Origin of the sequence: Streptomyces sp. NPDC051563 (genome assembly GCF_044454225.1) — a bacterium.
In the GTDB taxonomy this organism is placed as follows: domain Bacteria; phylum Actinomycetota; class Actinomycetes; order Streptomycetales; family Streptomycetaceae; genus Streptomyces.
Genome location: NZ_JBITDL010000018.1, coordinates 139,566 through 153,693, shown reverse-complemented (window position 1 = coordinate 153,693; position 14,128 = coordinate 139,566). Strand labels below are relative to the sequence as shown.

Annotated in this window: 15 protein-coding genes; 10 read left to right on the top strand and 5 right to left on the bottom strand. The window is 72.4% G+C overall.

The genetic code is table 11. The features are described 5' to 3' along the window. Nucleotides 1-68: 68 nt before the first annotated feature. A complete protein-coding gene (locus ACIA8F_RS22615) occupies nucleotides 69-794 on the bottom strand; it encodes an SLATT domain-containing protein (RefSeq protein ID WP_399381205.1) in 726 nt (241 codons plus the stop codon). Nucleotides 795-1,062: 268 nt separating this feature from the next. On the opposite strand from ACIA8F_RS22615, the gene ACIA8F_RS22610 reads away from it, so the two are divergent. The 7 genes from ACIA8F_RS22610 to ACIA8F_RS22580 all read left to right on the top strand — a co-directional run bounded on the left by ACIA8F_RS22610 (nucleotide 1,063) and on the right by ACIA8F_RS22580 (nucleotide 7,333). Next, a complete protein-coding gene (locus ACIA8F_RS22610; RefSeq protein ID WP_399381204.1) occupies nucleotides 1,063-1,407 on the top strand; it encodes a YbaB/EbfC family nucleoid-associated protein in 345 nt (114 codons plus the stop codon). A gap of 93 nt (nucleotides 1,408-1,500) precedes the next feature. Further along, entirely contained in the window at nucleotides 1,501-2,100 is a 600-nt protein-coding gene (recR, locus tag ACIA8F_RS22605) for a recombination mediator RecR (RefSeq protein WP_243330636.1), read from the top strand. Then, a complete protein-coding gene (locus tag ACIA8F_RS22600) occupies nucleotides 2,093-2,740 on the top strand; it encodes a DUF5063 domain-containing protein (RefSeq protein WP_327305405.1) in 648 nt (215 codons plus the stop codon). Before recR ends, ACIA8F_RS22600 begins: the two co-directional genes overlap by 8 nt. Nucleotides 2,741-2,932: 192 nt before the next feature. After that, on the top strand, nucleotides 2,933-4,210 hold the full coding sequence (locus ACIA8F_RS22595; protein WP_399381203.1) for an aspartate kinase: 1,278 nt from the start codon (nucleotides 2,933-2,935) through the stop codon (nucleotides 4,208-4,210). Beyond that, nucleotides 4,207-5,301: an aspartate-semialdehyde dehydrogenase gene (locus ACIA8F_RS22590; protein ID WP_399381201.1), complete on the top strand. Its 1,095-nt coding sequence runs from the start codon at nucleotides 4,207-4,209 to the stop codon at nucleotides 5,299-5,301. The genes ACIA8F_RS22595 and ACIA8F_RS22590 overlap by 4 nt, the downstream gene beginning before the upstream one ends. Nucleotides 5,302-5,507: 206 nt before the next feature. Continuing rightward, on the top strand, nucleotides 5,508-6,200 hold the full coding sequence (locus tag ACIA8F_RS22585) for a SigE family RNA polymerase sigma factor (RefSeq protein ID WP_399381283.1): 693 nt from the start codon (nucleotides 5,508-5,510) through the stop codon (nucleotides 6,198-6,200). After that, nucleotides 6,197-7,333 (top strand): hypothetical protein, encoded by a 1,137-nt coding sequence (locus tag ACIA8F_RS22580; protein WP_399381199.1) that lies wholly within the window; start codon nucleotides 6,197-6,199, stop codon nucleotides 7,331-7,333. The genes ACIA8F_RS22585 and ACIA8F_RS22580 overlap by 4 nt, the downstream gene beginning before the upstream one ends. Here ACIA8F_RS22580 and ACIA8F_RS22575 read toward each other — a convergent pair. Both ACIA8F_RS22575 and ACIA8F_RS22570 read right to left on the bottom strand, forming a co-directional pair. After that, nucleotides 7,326-8,159: an SURF1 family protein gene (locus tag ACIA8F_RS22575; protein WP_399381197.1), complete on the bottom strand. Its 834-nt coding sequence runs from the start codon at nucleotides 8,157-8,159 to the stop codon at nucleotides 7,326-7,328. The genes ACIA8F_RS22580 and ACIA8F_RS22575 overlap by 8 nt on opposite strands. Nucleotides 8,160-8,202: 43 nt before the next feature. Next, nucleotides 8,203-10,047 (bottom strand): prolyl oligopeptidase family serine peptidase, encoded by a 1,845-nt coding sequence (locus ACIA8F_RS22570; RefSeq protein WP_399381195.1) that lies wholly within the window; start codon nucleotides 10,045-10,047, stop codon nucleotides 8,203-8,205. A gap of 151 nt (nucleotides 10,048-10,198) precedes the next feature. Between ACIA8F_RS22570 and ACIA8F_RS22565 the strand changes: the two genes are divergently transcribed. From ACIA8F_RS22565 to ACIA8F_RS22555, 3 genes are read left to right on the top strand one after another with little or no spacing between them, the layout of a single operon-like run. Next, nucleotides 10,199-10,366 carry a hypothetical protein gene (locus ACIA8F_RS22565; protein ID WP_399381193.1) on the top strand — a complete coding sequence of 56 codons (168 nt, stop codon included), beginning with the start codon at nucleotides 10,199-10,201 and terminating at the stop codon, nucleotides 10,364-10,366. Nucleotides 10,367-10,382: 16 nt separating this feature from the next. Then, entirely contained in the window at nucleotides 10,383-11,690 is a 1,308-nt protein-coding gene (codA, locus tag ACIA8F_RS22560) for a cytosine deaminase (protein ID WP_399381191.1), read from the top strand. 6 nt (nucleotides 11,691-11,696) lie between these two features. Beyond that, nucleotides 11,697-12,296, top strand: a complete 600-nt coding sequence (locus tag ACIA8F_RS22555) for an HD domain-containing protein (RefSeq protein ID WP_399381189.1) — start codon at nucleotides 11,697-11,699, stop codon at nucleotides 12,294-12,296. Here ACIA8F_RS22555 and ACIA8F_RS22550 read toward each other — a convergent pair. Together ACIA8F_RS22550 and ACIA8F_RS22545 are read right to left on the bottom strand one after the other, a co-directional pair. Continuing rightward, nucleotides 12,293-12,739 (bottom strand): DoxX family protein, encoded by a 447-nt coding sequence (locus ACIA8F_RS22550; protein WP_399381188.1) that lies wholly within the window; start codon nucleotides 12,737-12,739, stop codon nucleotides 12,293-12,295. The genes ACIA8F_RS22555 and ACIA8F_RS22550 overlap by 4 nt on opposite strands. 97 nt (nucleotides 12,740-12,836) lie before the next feature. Next, entirely contained in the window at nucleotides 12,837-14,030 is a 1,194-nt protein-coding gene (locus tag ACIA8F_RS22545) for a sulfite oxidase (RefSeq protein WP_399381186.1), read from the bottom strand. Nucleotides 14,031-14,128: the final 98 nt, after the last annotated feature.

Sequence of the window (14,128 nt, the reverse complement as noted above, 5' to 3'; positions counted from 1 at the left end):
TGAAGCCGCTCGCTCGTGCTGCATGGGACGGGGCCGGCTCCGCACGCGCGGAGCCGGCCCCGTCCCGTTCAGCGGGGCTGCTCAGGCGGTCTCTGGCGGGGCATGTTCGGGCGGGTGCCCGGGGGGAGCGGGAAGCGGGCCGGCGGCACGTTGGCCTCCGAGCGGGATCCGCCCGCGCCCAGCGACTGCATGACGAGCGGGGCGGGGCCGGAGCTGAACTCCACCATCCACTCCGCGGTCTCGGAGCGCACGAGCTCGGTCACGTCCTCCGAGAAGCGGCGCAGCACGGTCAGACACCGCTCCGCGGCCTCGCTGGCGGTGCCCTCGGTCGGGCCCAGGATCTCGCGGACGTTCTCCGTGGCCCAGTCGAACTGCAGGGTCTGCAGCCGTCGCTGCACGGCCTGCGCCGTCGCCACGTCCCGCATCCAGCCCGAGGTCAGGCCGAAGAACCGGTCGCAGGCCAGGGCGGCCGCGCCCAGGAGCAGTGCGAGATAGCCGTACGAGGCCGCCCCGGGCACCGAGCCGGTCAGTTCCAGCAGCGGCATCGCGGCGCCCGTGACCGCGCCGGCGGCGGCGGCGATCCGCAGGATCCGGGCCCCCCGGCGCTTCCACGCCCGGTCCGACAGGTACCACTCGGCGGTCCGCAGCGCATCGGCTTCGACCCGTCGGTAGAGCTCGTCGAGCCGCTCGGCGGGCTCGCCCCAGTCCCCGAGAGGGAACGGCCGGCCGGTAAGGTCGCCGTCCTCTGCGGGATCCCGGGGTGGCCCCTCGGGCTGCATCTCCGGCTGACTCACCCGGGCACTCCCTCTGCCTGCGCTGAACGTGTGGTGGTGCGCGTGTGCGCAATGGTGCGCATGCTCTTCCTACCTTCGAATGAGACGCGGTGGGCAACGATTCCCGGGATTTCCGCCCTCAAGAGGGGCGTCATCAGGTACGCGCACGCCGCGTCTCTCACTCGAAAGAGTTGGTCCTCACGGCGTAGGGCGCGGCGCGCGGGGAGCACGTAGGCTCGGATTGACCAAGCCGCCGGCGCTTGGCCCGACGCTACGGAGTGAGTGACCTGTGATTCCCGGTGGTGGTCAGCCCAACATGCAGCAGCTGCTCCAGCAGGCCCAGAAGATGCAGCAGGACCTTGCCGTCGCGCAGGAGGAGCTGGCGCAGGCCGAGGTCGAGGGCCAGGCCGGCGGCGGCCTGGTGAAGGCGACCGTCACCGGTTCCGGTGAACTGCGCGCGCTGGTGATCGACCCGAAGGCCGTGGACCCCGAGGACACCGAGACGCTCGCGGACCTGGTGGTCGCGGCGGTGCAGGCGGCCAACGAGAATGCGCAGGCGCTCCAGCAGCAGAAGCTGGGCCCGCTGACGCAGGGGCTGGGCGGCGGCAGCGGCATCCCAGGCCTCCCGTTCTAGTCCCTCCCCGGGCCTCCCCGGCCCGGTGACCCTCCCGAAGTTCCCGCTCCTCCCGCTCGTCCCGCCCCTCCCGTCCCGAAAGAAGGCAGTCCGTTGTACGAAGGCGTGGTCCAGGACCTGATCGACGAACTGGGCAGGCTGCCCGGCGTCGGGCCCAAGAGCGCGCAGCGGATCGCCTTCCACATCCTGCAGGCCGAGCCCACCGACGTCCGCCGCCTCGCGCACGCGCTGCTCGAGGTCAAGGACAAGGTCCGGTTCTGTGCGGTGTGCGGGAACGTGGCGCAGGAGGAGCGGTGCAACATCTGCCGCGATCCGCGCCGCGATCTCACGGTCATCTGTGTGGTCGAGGAGTCGAAGGACGTCGTCGCGATCGAGCGGACCCGCGAGTTCCGGGGCCGGTACCACGTCCTCGGCGGCGCGATCAGCCCGATCGAGGGCGTCGGCCCGGACGATCTGCGCATCCGGGAGCTGCTGGCGCGGCTCGCGGACGGTTCGGTCACCGAGCTGATCATCGCGACCGACCCGAATCTGGAAGGCGAGGCGACCGCCACCTACCTCGCCCGCATGATGAAGCCCATGGGCCTGAAGGTCACCCGCCTGGCCAGCGGGCTCCCCGTCGGGGGAGATCTGGAGTACGCGGACGAGGTCACGCTCGGGCGGGCCTTTGAAGGAAGGCGACTTCTCGATGTCTGACGCAACGCTGCACGCCCTGGGACTGGATCCGGACGATTTCGCGGCTTCGATCGCGGACCAGATCGAGTCCTTCATCGTCGCGGTCACCGAGGTGGCCAAGGGCGAGGACCCGGACAGCGCCGTGCCCTTCCTCCTCCTGGAGGTGTCCCAGCTGCTGCTGGCGGGCGGCCGGCTGGGCGCGTACCAGGACGTCCTGCCCGACGAGCGCTACGAGCCCGACCTGGGCCCGGAGCCGGACGTGGAGGACCTGCGCGAGCGGTTCTCGGTGATGCTGGAGCCGGTCGACGTCTACTCGGAGGTCTTCGACCCCTACGAGCCGCGCAAGGCCCCGGTCCCGCACCGGATCTCCGACGACCTGGCCGATGTGGTGGCCGACCTGCGGCACGGGCTCATCCACCACCAGGCGGGCCGGATCACCGAGGCCCTGTGGTGGTGGCAGTTCTCGTACTTCACCAACTGGGGTCCCACGGCCTCGGCCACACTGCGCGCCCTCCAGTCGCTGATCGCGCACGTCCGTCTCGACCAGCCGCTGGCCGCGCTGGACGGGCTGGACACGGACGAGGACCTCGCCGAGGACGAGCTCGCGGAGCAGGCAGGGCAGGTCATGGCCGAGGAGCTCGGCCAGCTCGGCCGGCGCTGACGTCCGGGAGACACGCGAGACACCCGGCGACATCGGCAGAGATCCGCAGACATCCGGAGACATCCGGGAAAAGTCACCGGCGGGGGAACCCGTCTTCTGATCTTTTCGTCTCATGATGTGGTACGAGGCGGTCGTATCGCGGCCGCTCGTTAGACTGCACCAGCAATGAGACGGACTGAGCGAGGAGCGCACGTGGGCCTTGTCGTGCAGAAGTACGGAGGCTCCTCCGTAGCCGATGCCGAAGGCATCAAGCGTGTTGCCAAGCGGATCGTGGATGCCAAGAAGAACGGCCACCAAGTGGTCGTCGTGGTTTCCGCGATGGGCGACACGACGGACGAGCTGATCGATCTCGCCGAGCAGGTGTCCCCGATGCCTGCCGGGCGTGAATTCGACATGCTGCTGACCGCCGGAGAGCGGATCTCCATGGCCCTGCTGGCCATGGCGATCAAAAACCTGGGCCACGAGGCCCAGTCGTTCACCGGTAGCCAGGCAGGCGTCATCACCGACTCGGTCCACAACAAAGCGCGCATCATCGATGTCACGCCGGGCCGTATCCGCACCGCGCTGGACGAGGGCAACATCGCCATCGTCGCCGGCTTCCAGGGCGTGTCGGCCGACAGCAAGGACATCACCACCCTCGGCCGGGGCGGCTCGGACACGACCGCCGTCGCGCTCGCCGCGGCGCTGGACGCCGAGGTCTGCGAGATCTACACCGATGTCGACGGCGTCTTCACCGCGGACCCCCGCGTCGTGAAGAAGGCCCGGAAGATCGAGTGGATCAACTCCGAGGACATGCTGGAGCTCGCGGCCTCCGGCTCCAAGGTGCTGCTGCACCGCTGCGTCGAGTACGCGCGCCGCTACAACATCCCGATCCACGTCCGCTCGTCCTTCTCGGGACTGCCGGGCACCTGGGTCAGCAACGAGAATCCGCAAGGGGACGAGCCGGTGGAGCACGCCATCATCTCCGGAGTCGCTCACGACGTCTCCGAAGCCAAGATCACGGTCGTCGGCGTCCCGGACAAGCCGGGTGAGGCCGCGGCCATCTTCCGCGCCATCGCGGACGCCGAGATCAACATCGACATGATCGTGCAGAACGTGTCCGCGGCCTCCACGGGCCTCACGGACATCTCCTTCACCCTCCCCAAGGCCGAGGGCCACAAGGCCATCGACGCCCTGGAGAAGGCGAAGGGCACCATCGGCTTCGACTCCCTGCGCTACGACGACCAGATCGGCAAGATCTCCCTGGTCGGCGCGGGCATGAAGACCAACCCCGGCGTCACCGCCTCGTTCTTCCAGGCGCTGTCCGACGCGGGCGTCAACATCGAGCTCATCTCCACCTCGGAGATCCGCATCTCGGTGGTGACCCGCCAGGACGACGTCAACGAGGCCGTCCGCGCCGTGCACACGGCCTTCGGGCTCGACAACGACAGCGGCGACGAAGCCGTCGTCTACGGCGGCACGGGACGTTGATCCCGCCCGCGGCCCGGTCCGCCCCCGCCCCGGCACTCGCCGTGGTCGGGGCGACCGGAGCCGTCGGCTCCGTCCTGCTCCAGATGCTGTCCCAGCGGGCCGACGTCTGGGGCGACGTACGCCTGATCGCCTCCGCGCGCTCGGCCGGCCGCAGGCTGACCGTGCGCGGCACGGAGGCCGAGGTGCTCGCCCTCACCGAAGACGCCTTCGACGGCCTCGGGGCGGGCGACATCGCGCTCTTCCTGACCCCGGCCGAGGTCTCGGCCCGGTGGGCTCCCGTCGTCACCGCGCGCGGTGCCGTCGTGGTGGACCAGTCCGCGGCTTTCCGCGAGGACCCCGAGGTACCGCTCGTGGTGCCCGAGGTCAACGGGCACGCGGCCCGGATCCGGCCGCGCGGGATCGTCGCCGGGCCCGACTGCGTGACCGCGGCGATGAGCGCCGCGGTGGGCGCGCTGCACGCCGAGTACGCGCTGGCCGATCTGGCCGTCTCCACCTACCAGGCCGCGAGCGCGGCCGGCCGGGCCGGGGCGGAGGCACTGCGCCGCCAGCTGTCGCTCGTCGCCGGCAGTTCCCTGGGGGAGCATCCCGGGGACGTGCGCCGGGCCGTGGGCGAGGACACCGGGCCCTTCGCGGGTCCGCTCGCGCTCAACGTGGTGCCGTGGTCCGGTGAGCTCCGCGAGGACGGCTGGTCCTCGCACGAGCTGGCCGTACGGGCGCAGGTGCGCCGGATCCTGGACCTGGCGGAGCTGCCGGTGTCCGTGACCTGCGTACAGGTCCCCGTACTGACCGGGCACTCGCTGACCGTACGGGCCCGGTTCGAGGGCGCGGTCGAGGCGGTGCACGCCCGGGAGATCCTGGAATCGGCGCCCGGGGTGGTCCTCGTGGACGATCCGGCCGCGGGGGAGTTCCCGACGCCTTCGGACGCCGCGGGAACGGATCCGGCCTGGGTGGGACGGGTACGGCGCTCGCTCGACGACCCGCGCTCGCTGGAGTTCTTCGTCTGCGCGGACAACCTCCGTCAGGGCGCCGCGCTCAATGCCACGCAAACTGCGGAGCTCATCGCGGCTGATTTTGGCTCTTTCAGTTTGTAGGATCATCGTTAATACCTTGATCGAGGTGATGGCCCGAGGCCGTCGTCGTACGACGACGCGTGCCCGGGTGAGCAGCTACGCAAGAAGACGATGAGAATCCCGCCGATGAATCTGCCGTGCGCGTACAACCCTGCCGGGGGGACGCGTGTCCAACAGGCGTGGCAGAAGCATTGCTCGAACTCCCCGTCCTCCCGGCGCGCACCGGGATGCTCCCGGTCCCGTCGCGCCTGCGGTCCCGCACGCCCGGCGGGCGCCCGGTGATCGTTCCCGTTCCGCCCGCCGCCACGGCGTCCGGAGCCCCTTCGCTGGAGGGCCTGGTGCCCGCCCCGCGCGACAGCGCGGAGGACGTGCCGGCCGAGGTCGCTGAAGCCGCCGAAGTCGCCGAAGTGGTCGAGGTGATCGCGGGGACCACCGTCGACCACCTCACGGAGACCTACCAGGCGCACTACCGCTCGCTCCTGGGCCTCGCCGCACTGCTCCTCGACGACACCGCCTCCTGCGAGGACGTCGTCCAAGAGGCCTTCATCCGCGTCCACTCGGCCCGCAAGAGGGTCCGGGACCGGGACAAGACGCTGGCCTACCTGCGCCAGACCGTCGTCAACCTCTCGCGCTCCGCCCTGCGCCGCCGCATCCTCGGCCTGAAGCTTCTGTCGAAGCCGATGCCGGACATGGCGAGCGCCGAGGAGGGCGCGTACGACCTGCTGGAACGGGACGATCTCATCAAGGCGATGCGCGGGCTCCAGCGACGCCAGCGAGAGGTGCTGTCGCTGCGCTACTTCTCTGACATGACGGAGGCCCAGGTCGCCGAGACCCTCGGCATATCGCTCGGTTCGGTCAAGGCGTACGGGTCGCGGGGCATTGCCGCGCTGCGGGTGGCGATGGAGGCTGCGCAGTCATGAGTGAGGACCGCAAGAAGAACGAGGGCCGGGAACCGGAGCCGACCGGCCCGACCGGCGGATCCGCGTCCGCCGCCTCCGAGCCCAGGGCCGAGGAGGACGTGCTGCGCGATCTGCTGCGCGGGGCCGTCGGCGGGATCGAGCCCTCGGGTGGCGCGCTGGAGCGGCTGCGGTACGCGGTCCCCGCGCGCCGGGTCCGCAACCAGCGGATCCTCGTCGCCGCCGCGGCGGCCGTCGTGGTGCTGGGCGGCGGGATCCCCTTGGGCCTGCACCTGACCTCCGCCACGGGCGGGAGCTCCGACCGTTCCACGATGGCGGGCCACGGCCAGCAGGGCGGGGACTCGAAGGGGTCCGGCCTGCACCAGAACGGCTCCGGCTCCCGTCCGAAGCCGAAGAAGACCTCCGACAAGGACAAGGACAAGGACGGCAAGGACAAGACGGACGACGGCGACGCCAGCACCCTGCCGCCGCTGCCGCCGGGCGGGGGCGGCGGCCTTCCGAGCATCGGCGGGCCGAACATCACCCCGCCCCGCGCCTCCTCGCCCGTCCCCGGCACCACCGGCTCCGTCGGCGGCGGCATCCCGCCCGTCCCCGGGGTCGTGCCCAACTGCGCCCAGAGCCAGATCTCCGTGGCGGGCAGTACCCGGGCCCCGTCGTCCGGAGGCAAGGTCGCCGGCGGTTTCAAGGTGACCAACGTGTCGTCGAGCAGTTGCACCGTCCGCGGCCCGGAGTCGCTGGCGGCGGGCCCGGCGTTCCAGGGCGGCGCCCCGGTGACGGTCGTCAACCACGTCACGGGCGATGCGGCGACCGGGCTGCTGCCCGACCCGTCGGTGGAGACCCTGCGGCTGGTGCTCCCGCCGAACGGGCAGTACGAGGTCCGATTCGCCTATGTGCCCCCGGAGGGGGGCTGCCCCGGTGCGAACGGCGGGGCCAACCCGCCGGAGCAGGGCTCCGGCTCCGCGGACGCGGGGACGGGCACGGACTCGGGCCAGTCCCAGGGGGCCAACCCGCCGCTCGGCGCCCTGGTGGCCCACACGCCCAATCCGGACGGTCCCGACGGCCCGACGACGCAGCTGTCCATCCCGGAGGCGTGCGGCGGAACGGTCTACCGGACGGGCGTCATCCCGCTCAGGTGACCGGGGCGGAGCCGGCCCCGGCAGGGGCCGGCGCTGCCGGGTCCTGCCTGGTGGGCTCCTGCTCCGCCGGGGCCTCGGCGAGGAGGCCCGCCTCGGCGTCGCGCAGGGTCTCCACCTCGCGGCGGTACAGCCGGAACCACATGAAGAGCACGAACGCGGCGAAGACGAACCACTCGCCGGTGTAGCCGAGGTTCTGGAAGGCCTTCAGGTCCAGCCCGGTGTTGGCCGGTGCCTGCGCGGGCACCGGGGTCATCCCGTCGGCGGGCGTCTGCACGGTCAGCCAGGCGTCGTACAGGCCGTACGGCACGATGTTGACGAGCGAGGCGGCCCCGATGACGCCGAGCTGCCCGGCCGGCAGCCCGCCCGCGGAGTAGACGCCCTTGCTGGTGGAGTTCTCCGAGGCCTGGAGCGCCCCCGTCACCTCGACCCGCCCGGCCGGCGGAGCCGGGGCCCGGCTGGCGTCGGCGTTGCCGGGCAGCCAGCCCCGGACCACGGGGACGGCCTTGCCGGTGTCGGTCTTCAGCAGGGTCAGGACGTAGAAGCCGGACTTCCCGTCGAGCCGCCGCTCGGGGACGAGGAGCTGGTCGGCGTACTCCCCGGAGACCGAAGTGAGCCGTCCGGAGGTCTGCTTGTCCACCGGGAGCAGCGATTCCAGCGGCGCGGCCGCCTGTTCGGCGGGGCGTGCGCTGGTCGCCTCCTTGTGGGTGTCGACGCGGTCCTCGAACCGGCCGAGCTGCCAGGTCCCCATGAACAGGCAGAAGGGAACGCCGAGGGCGACGAAGACGTTGATCCCCCACCAGCGCGGGGTCAGGAGAAACCGGTGCACCCCACCACCGTACGGGGGGCGCACCGGTTCGCCGTTGCCGGGGCTAGCGCGGCAGGTGCTTCAGCGCGAAGTCGATCTCCATCCGGACCTGCTTGATCCGCTCCTCCACGACGAGCGAGCCGTGCCCGGCGTCGTAGCGGTACACCTCGTGCTCCGCCCCGCGCGCCGCCAGCCGCTCCACGTAGTTCTCGATCTGCTGGAGGGGGCAGCGCGGGTCGTTGAGCCCGGCCGCGATGTGGACGGGCGCCTTCACGGCGTCGACGTACGTCAGCGGGGAGGAGGCCTCGAAGCGCTCCGGGACCTCCTCCGGGGTACCGCCGAAGAGGGTGCGGTCCAGGGACTTCAGCGCCTCCATCTCGTCGTGGTACGCCGTCACGTAGTCGGCGACCGGGACGGCCGCCAGGCCCACCGCCCAGTCGTCCGGCCGGGTGCCGAGGCCCAGCAGCGTCAGGTAGCCGCCCCAGGAGCCGCCCGACAGCACCAGGCGCGCCGGGTCCGCGAGCCCGGAGTCCACCGCCCAGGCGCGCACGGCTGCGACGTCCTCCAGCTCGATCAGGCCGACCCGGTGCTTGAGGGCGTCGGTCCACTCGCGGCCGTAGCCGGTCGAACCGCGGTAGTTGACGCGGACCACCGCGAAACCGTGGTCGAGCCAGGCCGCCGGGGTCGCCGCGAAGGCGTCGCTGTCGTGCCAGGTGGGTCCGCCGTGGATCTCGAAGACGGTGGGGAAGGGGCCGTCGCCGTGGCCGACGGGCCGCTGGGCGAGGGCGTGGATCCGCCCGCCGGGGCCCTCGACCCACACGTCCTCGACCGGTACCGAGCCCGGCGGCCGGAAACCGGGAGGGTCGAGCACGACCCCGCCCGAGGTCGACCGGATGACGCTGGGCTCGGCCGCGGAGGACCACTGGTACTCCACGGACCCGTCGGGCCGCGCCGTCGCACCCGACACGGTGCCCGGCGGGGTGTCCAGCCGTACGAGCTCCCGCGCGGCCAGGTCGTAGCGGAAGAGCTCGCTGCGCGCCTCGTAGCCGTGCTCGATCAGCAGCGCGGACCCGTCGGGGTACCACTCGGCGCCGACGTCGCCCGGCAGGTCGACGGCGAGCCCCTCCTCGGTGCCCGCGGCCACGTCCCACACCATCGGCTCCCACCGGCCGCGCCGCTGGTGGCCGACCAGCAGCCGGGTGTCGCCCGCGACGGGCGCGAAGCCGAGCACCATGAGGCCCAGTTCCTCGGTGCCGCCCTTGGAGTCGTCCAGCTCGGCGACGGTGGCGCCGTCCAGGGTGATCACGCGCAGCGCCGAGTGCATCGCGTCGCCGTGCTCGGTGTGCTCGACGGCGAGCAGGGTCCCGTCCCGGGACAGGTCGCCGACGCCGGCGGACTCGCGGTGCCGGTAGACGACGGCCGGCTCCGACCCGTCGGGCCGGACCACGTGGATCGTGGTGCCGTCCTCGTCGGTGGAGCGCCCCACGACGGCCGTCCCGTCCCGCCCGATGGCCAGCCCGGCCGGGTAGGAGGGCTCCAGCCCGGGGGTGGCCGGCTCGTCGGGGCCGCCCGCGAAGGGCTGGCGGACCCAGGTGCCGAACTCGTCGCCGTCGGTGTCGGAGAACCACCAGACCCACGCGCCGTCGGGGGAGAGGGTGCCGTCGGTGGTCCCGTTGGGCCGGTCGGTGGCCTGCCGCTGGACGCCGGTGGCGCGGTCCCAGGCGTACAGCTCGTAGGTGCCGGTGGCGTTGGAGACGAAGAGCGAGCGGTCGGGCGCGTCCTCGGCCCATTCGGGCAGCCCCACGCGCGGGGCCCGGAAGCGCTGCTCCCAGTCGGGCGGGGCGGCGGCGTCCGTGGCGGGGCCGTTGGCGTCGTTCGTGTCGGCGGTGGCGTCAGTCATGCACCCCATGTAACCGGATCGGCCGCGGCCCGGCCCCCGAGATGCCGACGGGGCCGAACGGGCGCAGGGTGGTGTGCGTACGCGGTCCCGCGTACGAGGCTGCGTAGACACGTGTTGACCTGCGCAGATCTGCGGAGAGCTGTGCGAAGGAGTGGCGGTCATGGCGAAGAAGGCGCGTACCGGCAAGCCGTCCCACCAGGATTCCGAGCGGGCGATGGCGAAGAACACCGCGGCCGAGGCGCGCGCCAAGGCCGCCGTCCGCGATGTCCACTCGGTCGCCGCGAAGACCCGGGGCATGCAGCAGAAGGCCCAGGCGAAGCGGGGTTGAGCCGTAGGCTGACGCGATGCGGATGATCGTCCGGGGCGCCCGGCTGCTGCACAGCGAAGGCCTGCACGACGTCGAGGTCGCGCAGGACGGGCGGATCGCCCGCGTGCTCCCGTACGACGACCAGAAGGAGCCGCCGGCGACGGGGGTGCTGATCGAGGCGCACGGCGGCCTGCTCAGCGCGCCCTTCGTCGAACCGCACATCCACCTCGACACGGCCCTGACGGCCGGAGACCCGCGCCCCAACGTCTCCGGGACCCTCTGGGAGGGCATCGCCTGCTGGAGCGAGCGCAAGAAGACCCTGACCCGCGAGGACGTGATCGCGCGGGCCACGGAGGTGCTGCGCTGGCAGGCGGCCCAGGGCGTCCTGCACGTGCGCACCCACTGCGATGTCACCGACCCGGCGCTGACCGCGCTCGACGCGCTGCTGGAGGTGCGCGACCGGGTCCGGGAGGTCATGACCCTGCAGATCGTCGCCTTCCCGCAGGAGGGGATCGTCTCCTTCCCCGGCGGCGAGCGGCTGCTGCGCGAGGCGGTCCGGCGCGGGGCCGACGTGGTCGGGGCCATCCCGCACTTCGAGGACACCCGGGAGGACGGGGTGGCCTCGCTGGCCGTCGCCTTCGCGCTGGCCGAGGAGCAGGGCCTGCGCGTGGACGCGCACTGCGACGAGATCGACGACGAGCAGTCCCGTTTCGTGGAGGTGCTGGCCGCCCACGCCCTGCGCTCGGGGCTGCGCGGGCAGGTGACGGCCTCGCACACGACGGCGATGGGCTCCTACGGCGGCGCGTACAGCTTCAAACTCCAGCGTCTGCTGTCGCGTTCCGGGATCAACCTCGTCTCGAACCCCTTCGCCAACCTCAACCTCCAGGGCCGCTTCGACGCCTACCCCAAGCGCCGCGGCCTCACCCAGGTCAAGGAGATGCTGGCGGCGGGGGTCAACGTGGCCTTCGGCCACGACGACGTGATGGACCCCTGGAACGCCCTCGGCACCGGCAACCCGCTGCAGACCGCCCTCGTCGGCATCTACGCCGCCCAGCTCACCGGGGCCGACGAGATCCCGGTGGCCTTCGAGATGGTGACCGAGCGCGCGGCGCGCGTCCTGGGCCTGTCGCCCTCCGAGTACGGGGTCCGCCAGGGCAACCCGGCCTCCTTCGTACTGCTGCCGGCCGAATCGCCCACCGAGGCGGTCCGCCGCCAGGTCCGCCCCCGCTACGTCGTCTCGCGCGGCACCGTCCTGGCCGAGACCCCGGCGGCTCCGCCCCGGCTGCTCGCCTGGCCGGGAGAGGAGGGGCCGTCGGAGGTGGACTTCCGCCCCCGCCTACGCTGACCTGCCATGACCTTCGTGACATGGACCCTTGACACTCCGTCGGCCCGCGCGGCCCTGGAGATCGCCACCGAATACACGGACGGGGCGCTGCTGAACCACTCGGTCCGGTCGTACGCCTTCGGGGCCGAGTACGCGGACCGGCACGGCCTCGCGTACGACCGCGAGCTCTTCTACGTCAGCGCGCTGGTGCACGATCTCGGGCTGACCGCGCCCTTCGACAGCCACACCCTGCCCTTCGAGGAAGCGGGCGGCCACGTCGCGCGCGTGCTGACGGCGGGCCTGGGCTGGCCCGCGGAGCGGCGGGCGCGGGCCGAGGAGATCATCGTGCGGCACATGCGCGAGGACGTCACGGCCGCCGAGGACGTGGAGAGCCACCTGCTCCAGATCGGTACGACCGCCGACGTCTCCGGGGTCGGCGTCCTCGACGCCGACCCCGTCTTCACCGCCGCGCTGCTCACGGAGTACCCGCGCCTCGGCTTCGGTGACGCCTTCTTCGCGCTCGTCGCCGACCAGGCCGCGCGCAAGCCGCAGTGCGCGGCGGCGGCCTACGTGGCGAGCGGCGCGAAGGAGCGCATCGCGGCGAACCCGCTCGACCGGCGCGGCTAGAACAGCCCGAGGGCGTTGTCCAGGGACCAGACCTGCCAGCCCATCGCGAAGAAGGCGACGCCTGAGATCAGGGCCATCATCAGGTTCTGCCCCTGCTCGCCCCAGTCGTGGATCATCAGGATCAGGTAGACCAGGTTGAGCAGCAGCCCGGCGAGCAGGGCTATCGGGGTCAGGAATCCGACGATGAGGCCAAGGCCCAGGGCCAGTTCGGCGTAGGCGACGAGGTAGGCCATGACACGCGGACGGGGCTTGACGACGACGTCGAAGCCGCGCGTCACGAACCCCCAGCGGTGCTTCTCGGCGACGCCGGCCGCCCAGCGGATGCCGCCTCCGCCGAACCAGTCCTTCTTGTCCTTGTGCCGCCAGCTCTCCAGCCACCACAGCCCGAGCCCGATCCGCAGAACGGCGACCCATTCGGGCCCGCCGAGCCAGATGGTCTGCATCCCCGGTTCCCTTCCTCGTTCCCTCGCAATGATCTGACGATGTGTCAGTTTCGGGGGAAGGGGAGCGCTGTGGCAAGGGGTCGGCGGACGGCGGGCCTCAGCGGCAGACCACGGAGACGGCCTGGGTCTGGTTGTTCGCGAAGCCGCCGCGGTTCCACGGCTGTTCGACCGGCTGTGTGCGTCCCGAGGCGTCGGTGGCGCGGACCAGGAGGATGTGACGGCCCGGCACCGCCGTCCAGTCGGCGTGCCAGCCCTGCCAGGCGTACGGGTGGGCGCCCTGCGGCAGCACCTCGCCGTCGGCCCAGCCGGCGCCCCCGTCGGAGCTCAACTCCACCCGCACGACCGGCCCGTGCCCCGACCAGGCGCGCCCGGCGAGCCGCACGGGGCCGGGGCCGACGATCCGGGTGCGGGACATGAAATCGGGGAACCCCGGCGGGATCAGCAGCGCGCGCGGGGCGATCCGGGTGACGGGCTCGCCGGGCTCCCCGGGGCTCTGCCTGAGCCGGTAGGCCGTGGCCTGCTGGTAGCCGCGGAACGCCGCGCCGACGAGCTCGATGTCGCGCAGCCACTTCACGTGGGCCATGCCGTACCAGCCCGGTACCACCAGCCGCAGCGGATGGCCGTGCTGGGGCGGCAGGGGCCCGCCGTTCATCGTGTGGGCCAGCAGCACGTCCCCGCCGACGGCGACGGGCAGCGGCAGGCTGCGCCGGTAGTCCTGCTCGACGCCCCGCTCCACCCCGTGGTCGGCGCCGGTGAACACCGCCTCCACGGCCTCCGGCGTCACCCCGGCCTCCGCGAGCACCGCGCGCAGCGGCACCCCGGTCCACTCGGCCGTCCCGACCGCCTCCACCAGCCAGGGCTGGCTGACCGGCCGCGGGGACAGCCGGGCCCGCCCGTTGCCGGCGCACTCCATGGTGACCCGGTGGGTGACGGAGGGCAGGGACCGCAGGTCGTCCGGGGTCAGGTCCAGCGGGGTCCGGACGTGGCCGCGGACGGTCAGGCGCCAGGGGGTGTGGCCGGGGGCGGGGGGTGTTGCCGGGATCGTGCCCGCGTCCGTGTACGTGCCGGCGTCCGTGCGTGTGCCCGCGTCCGTGTAAGCGCCCGTGTCCGGGATGTCGTAGTGCACGAGCACGTAGTGCAGGCCCGCCGGGGTGACCTCGTAGCGCAGGGCCTCCAGCGGGAGCCCGTGGTTGCGGGCGGCGAGCGCCAGCTCGTCCTGGCCGATGCCCTCTCCCGGTGCGGCGATCCGGCCGGCGGGGCTGATCCCGGTGAGGGGGCGCTCCTCCTCCATGGGTTCATCGTCCCGCGGTGGGGGCGGAGCGGCTACTCCGCGTGCGGATCATCCGAGCGGACGGTATGAATTGATATGTCCCTTATGTGATCGGAGTG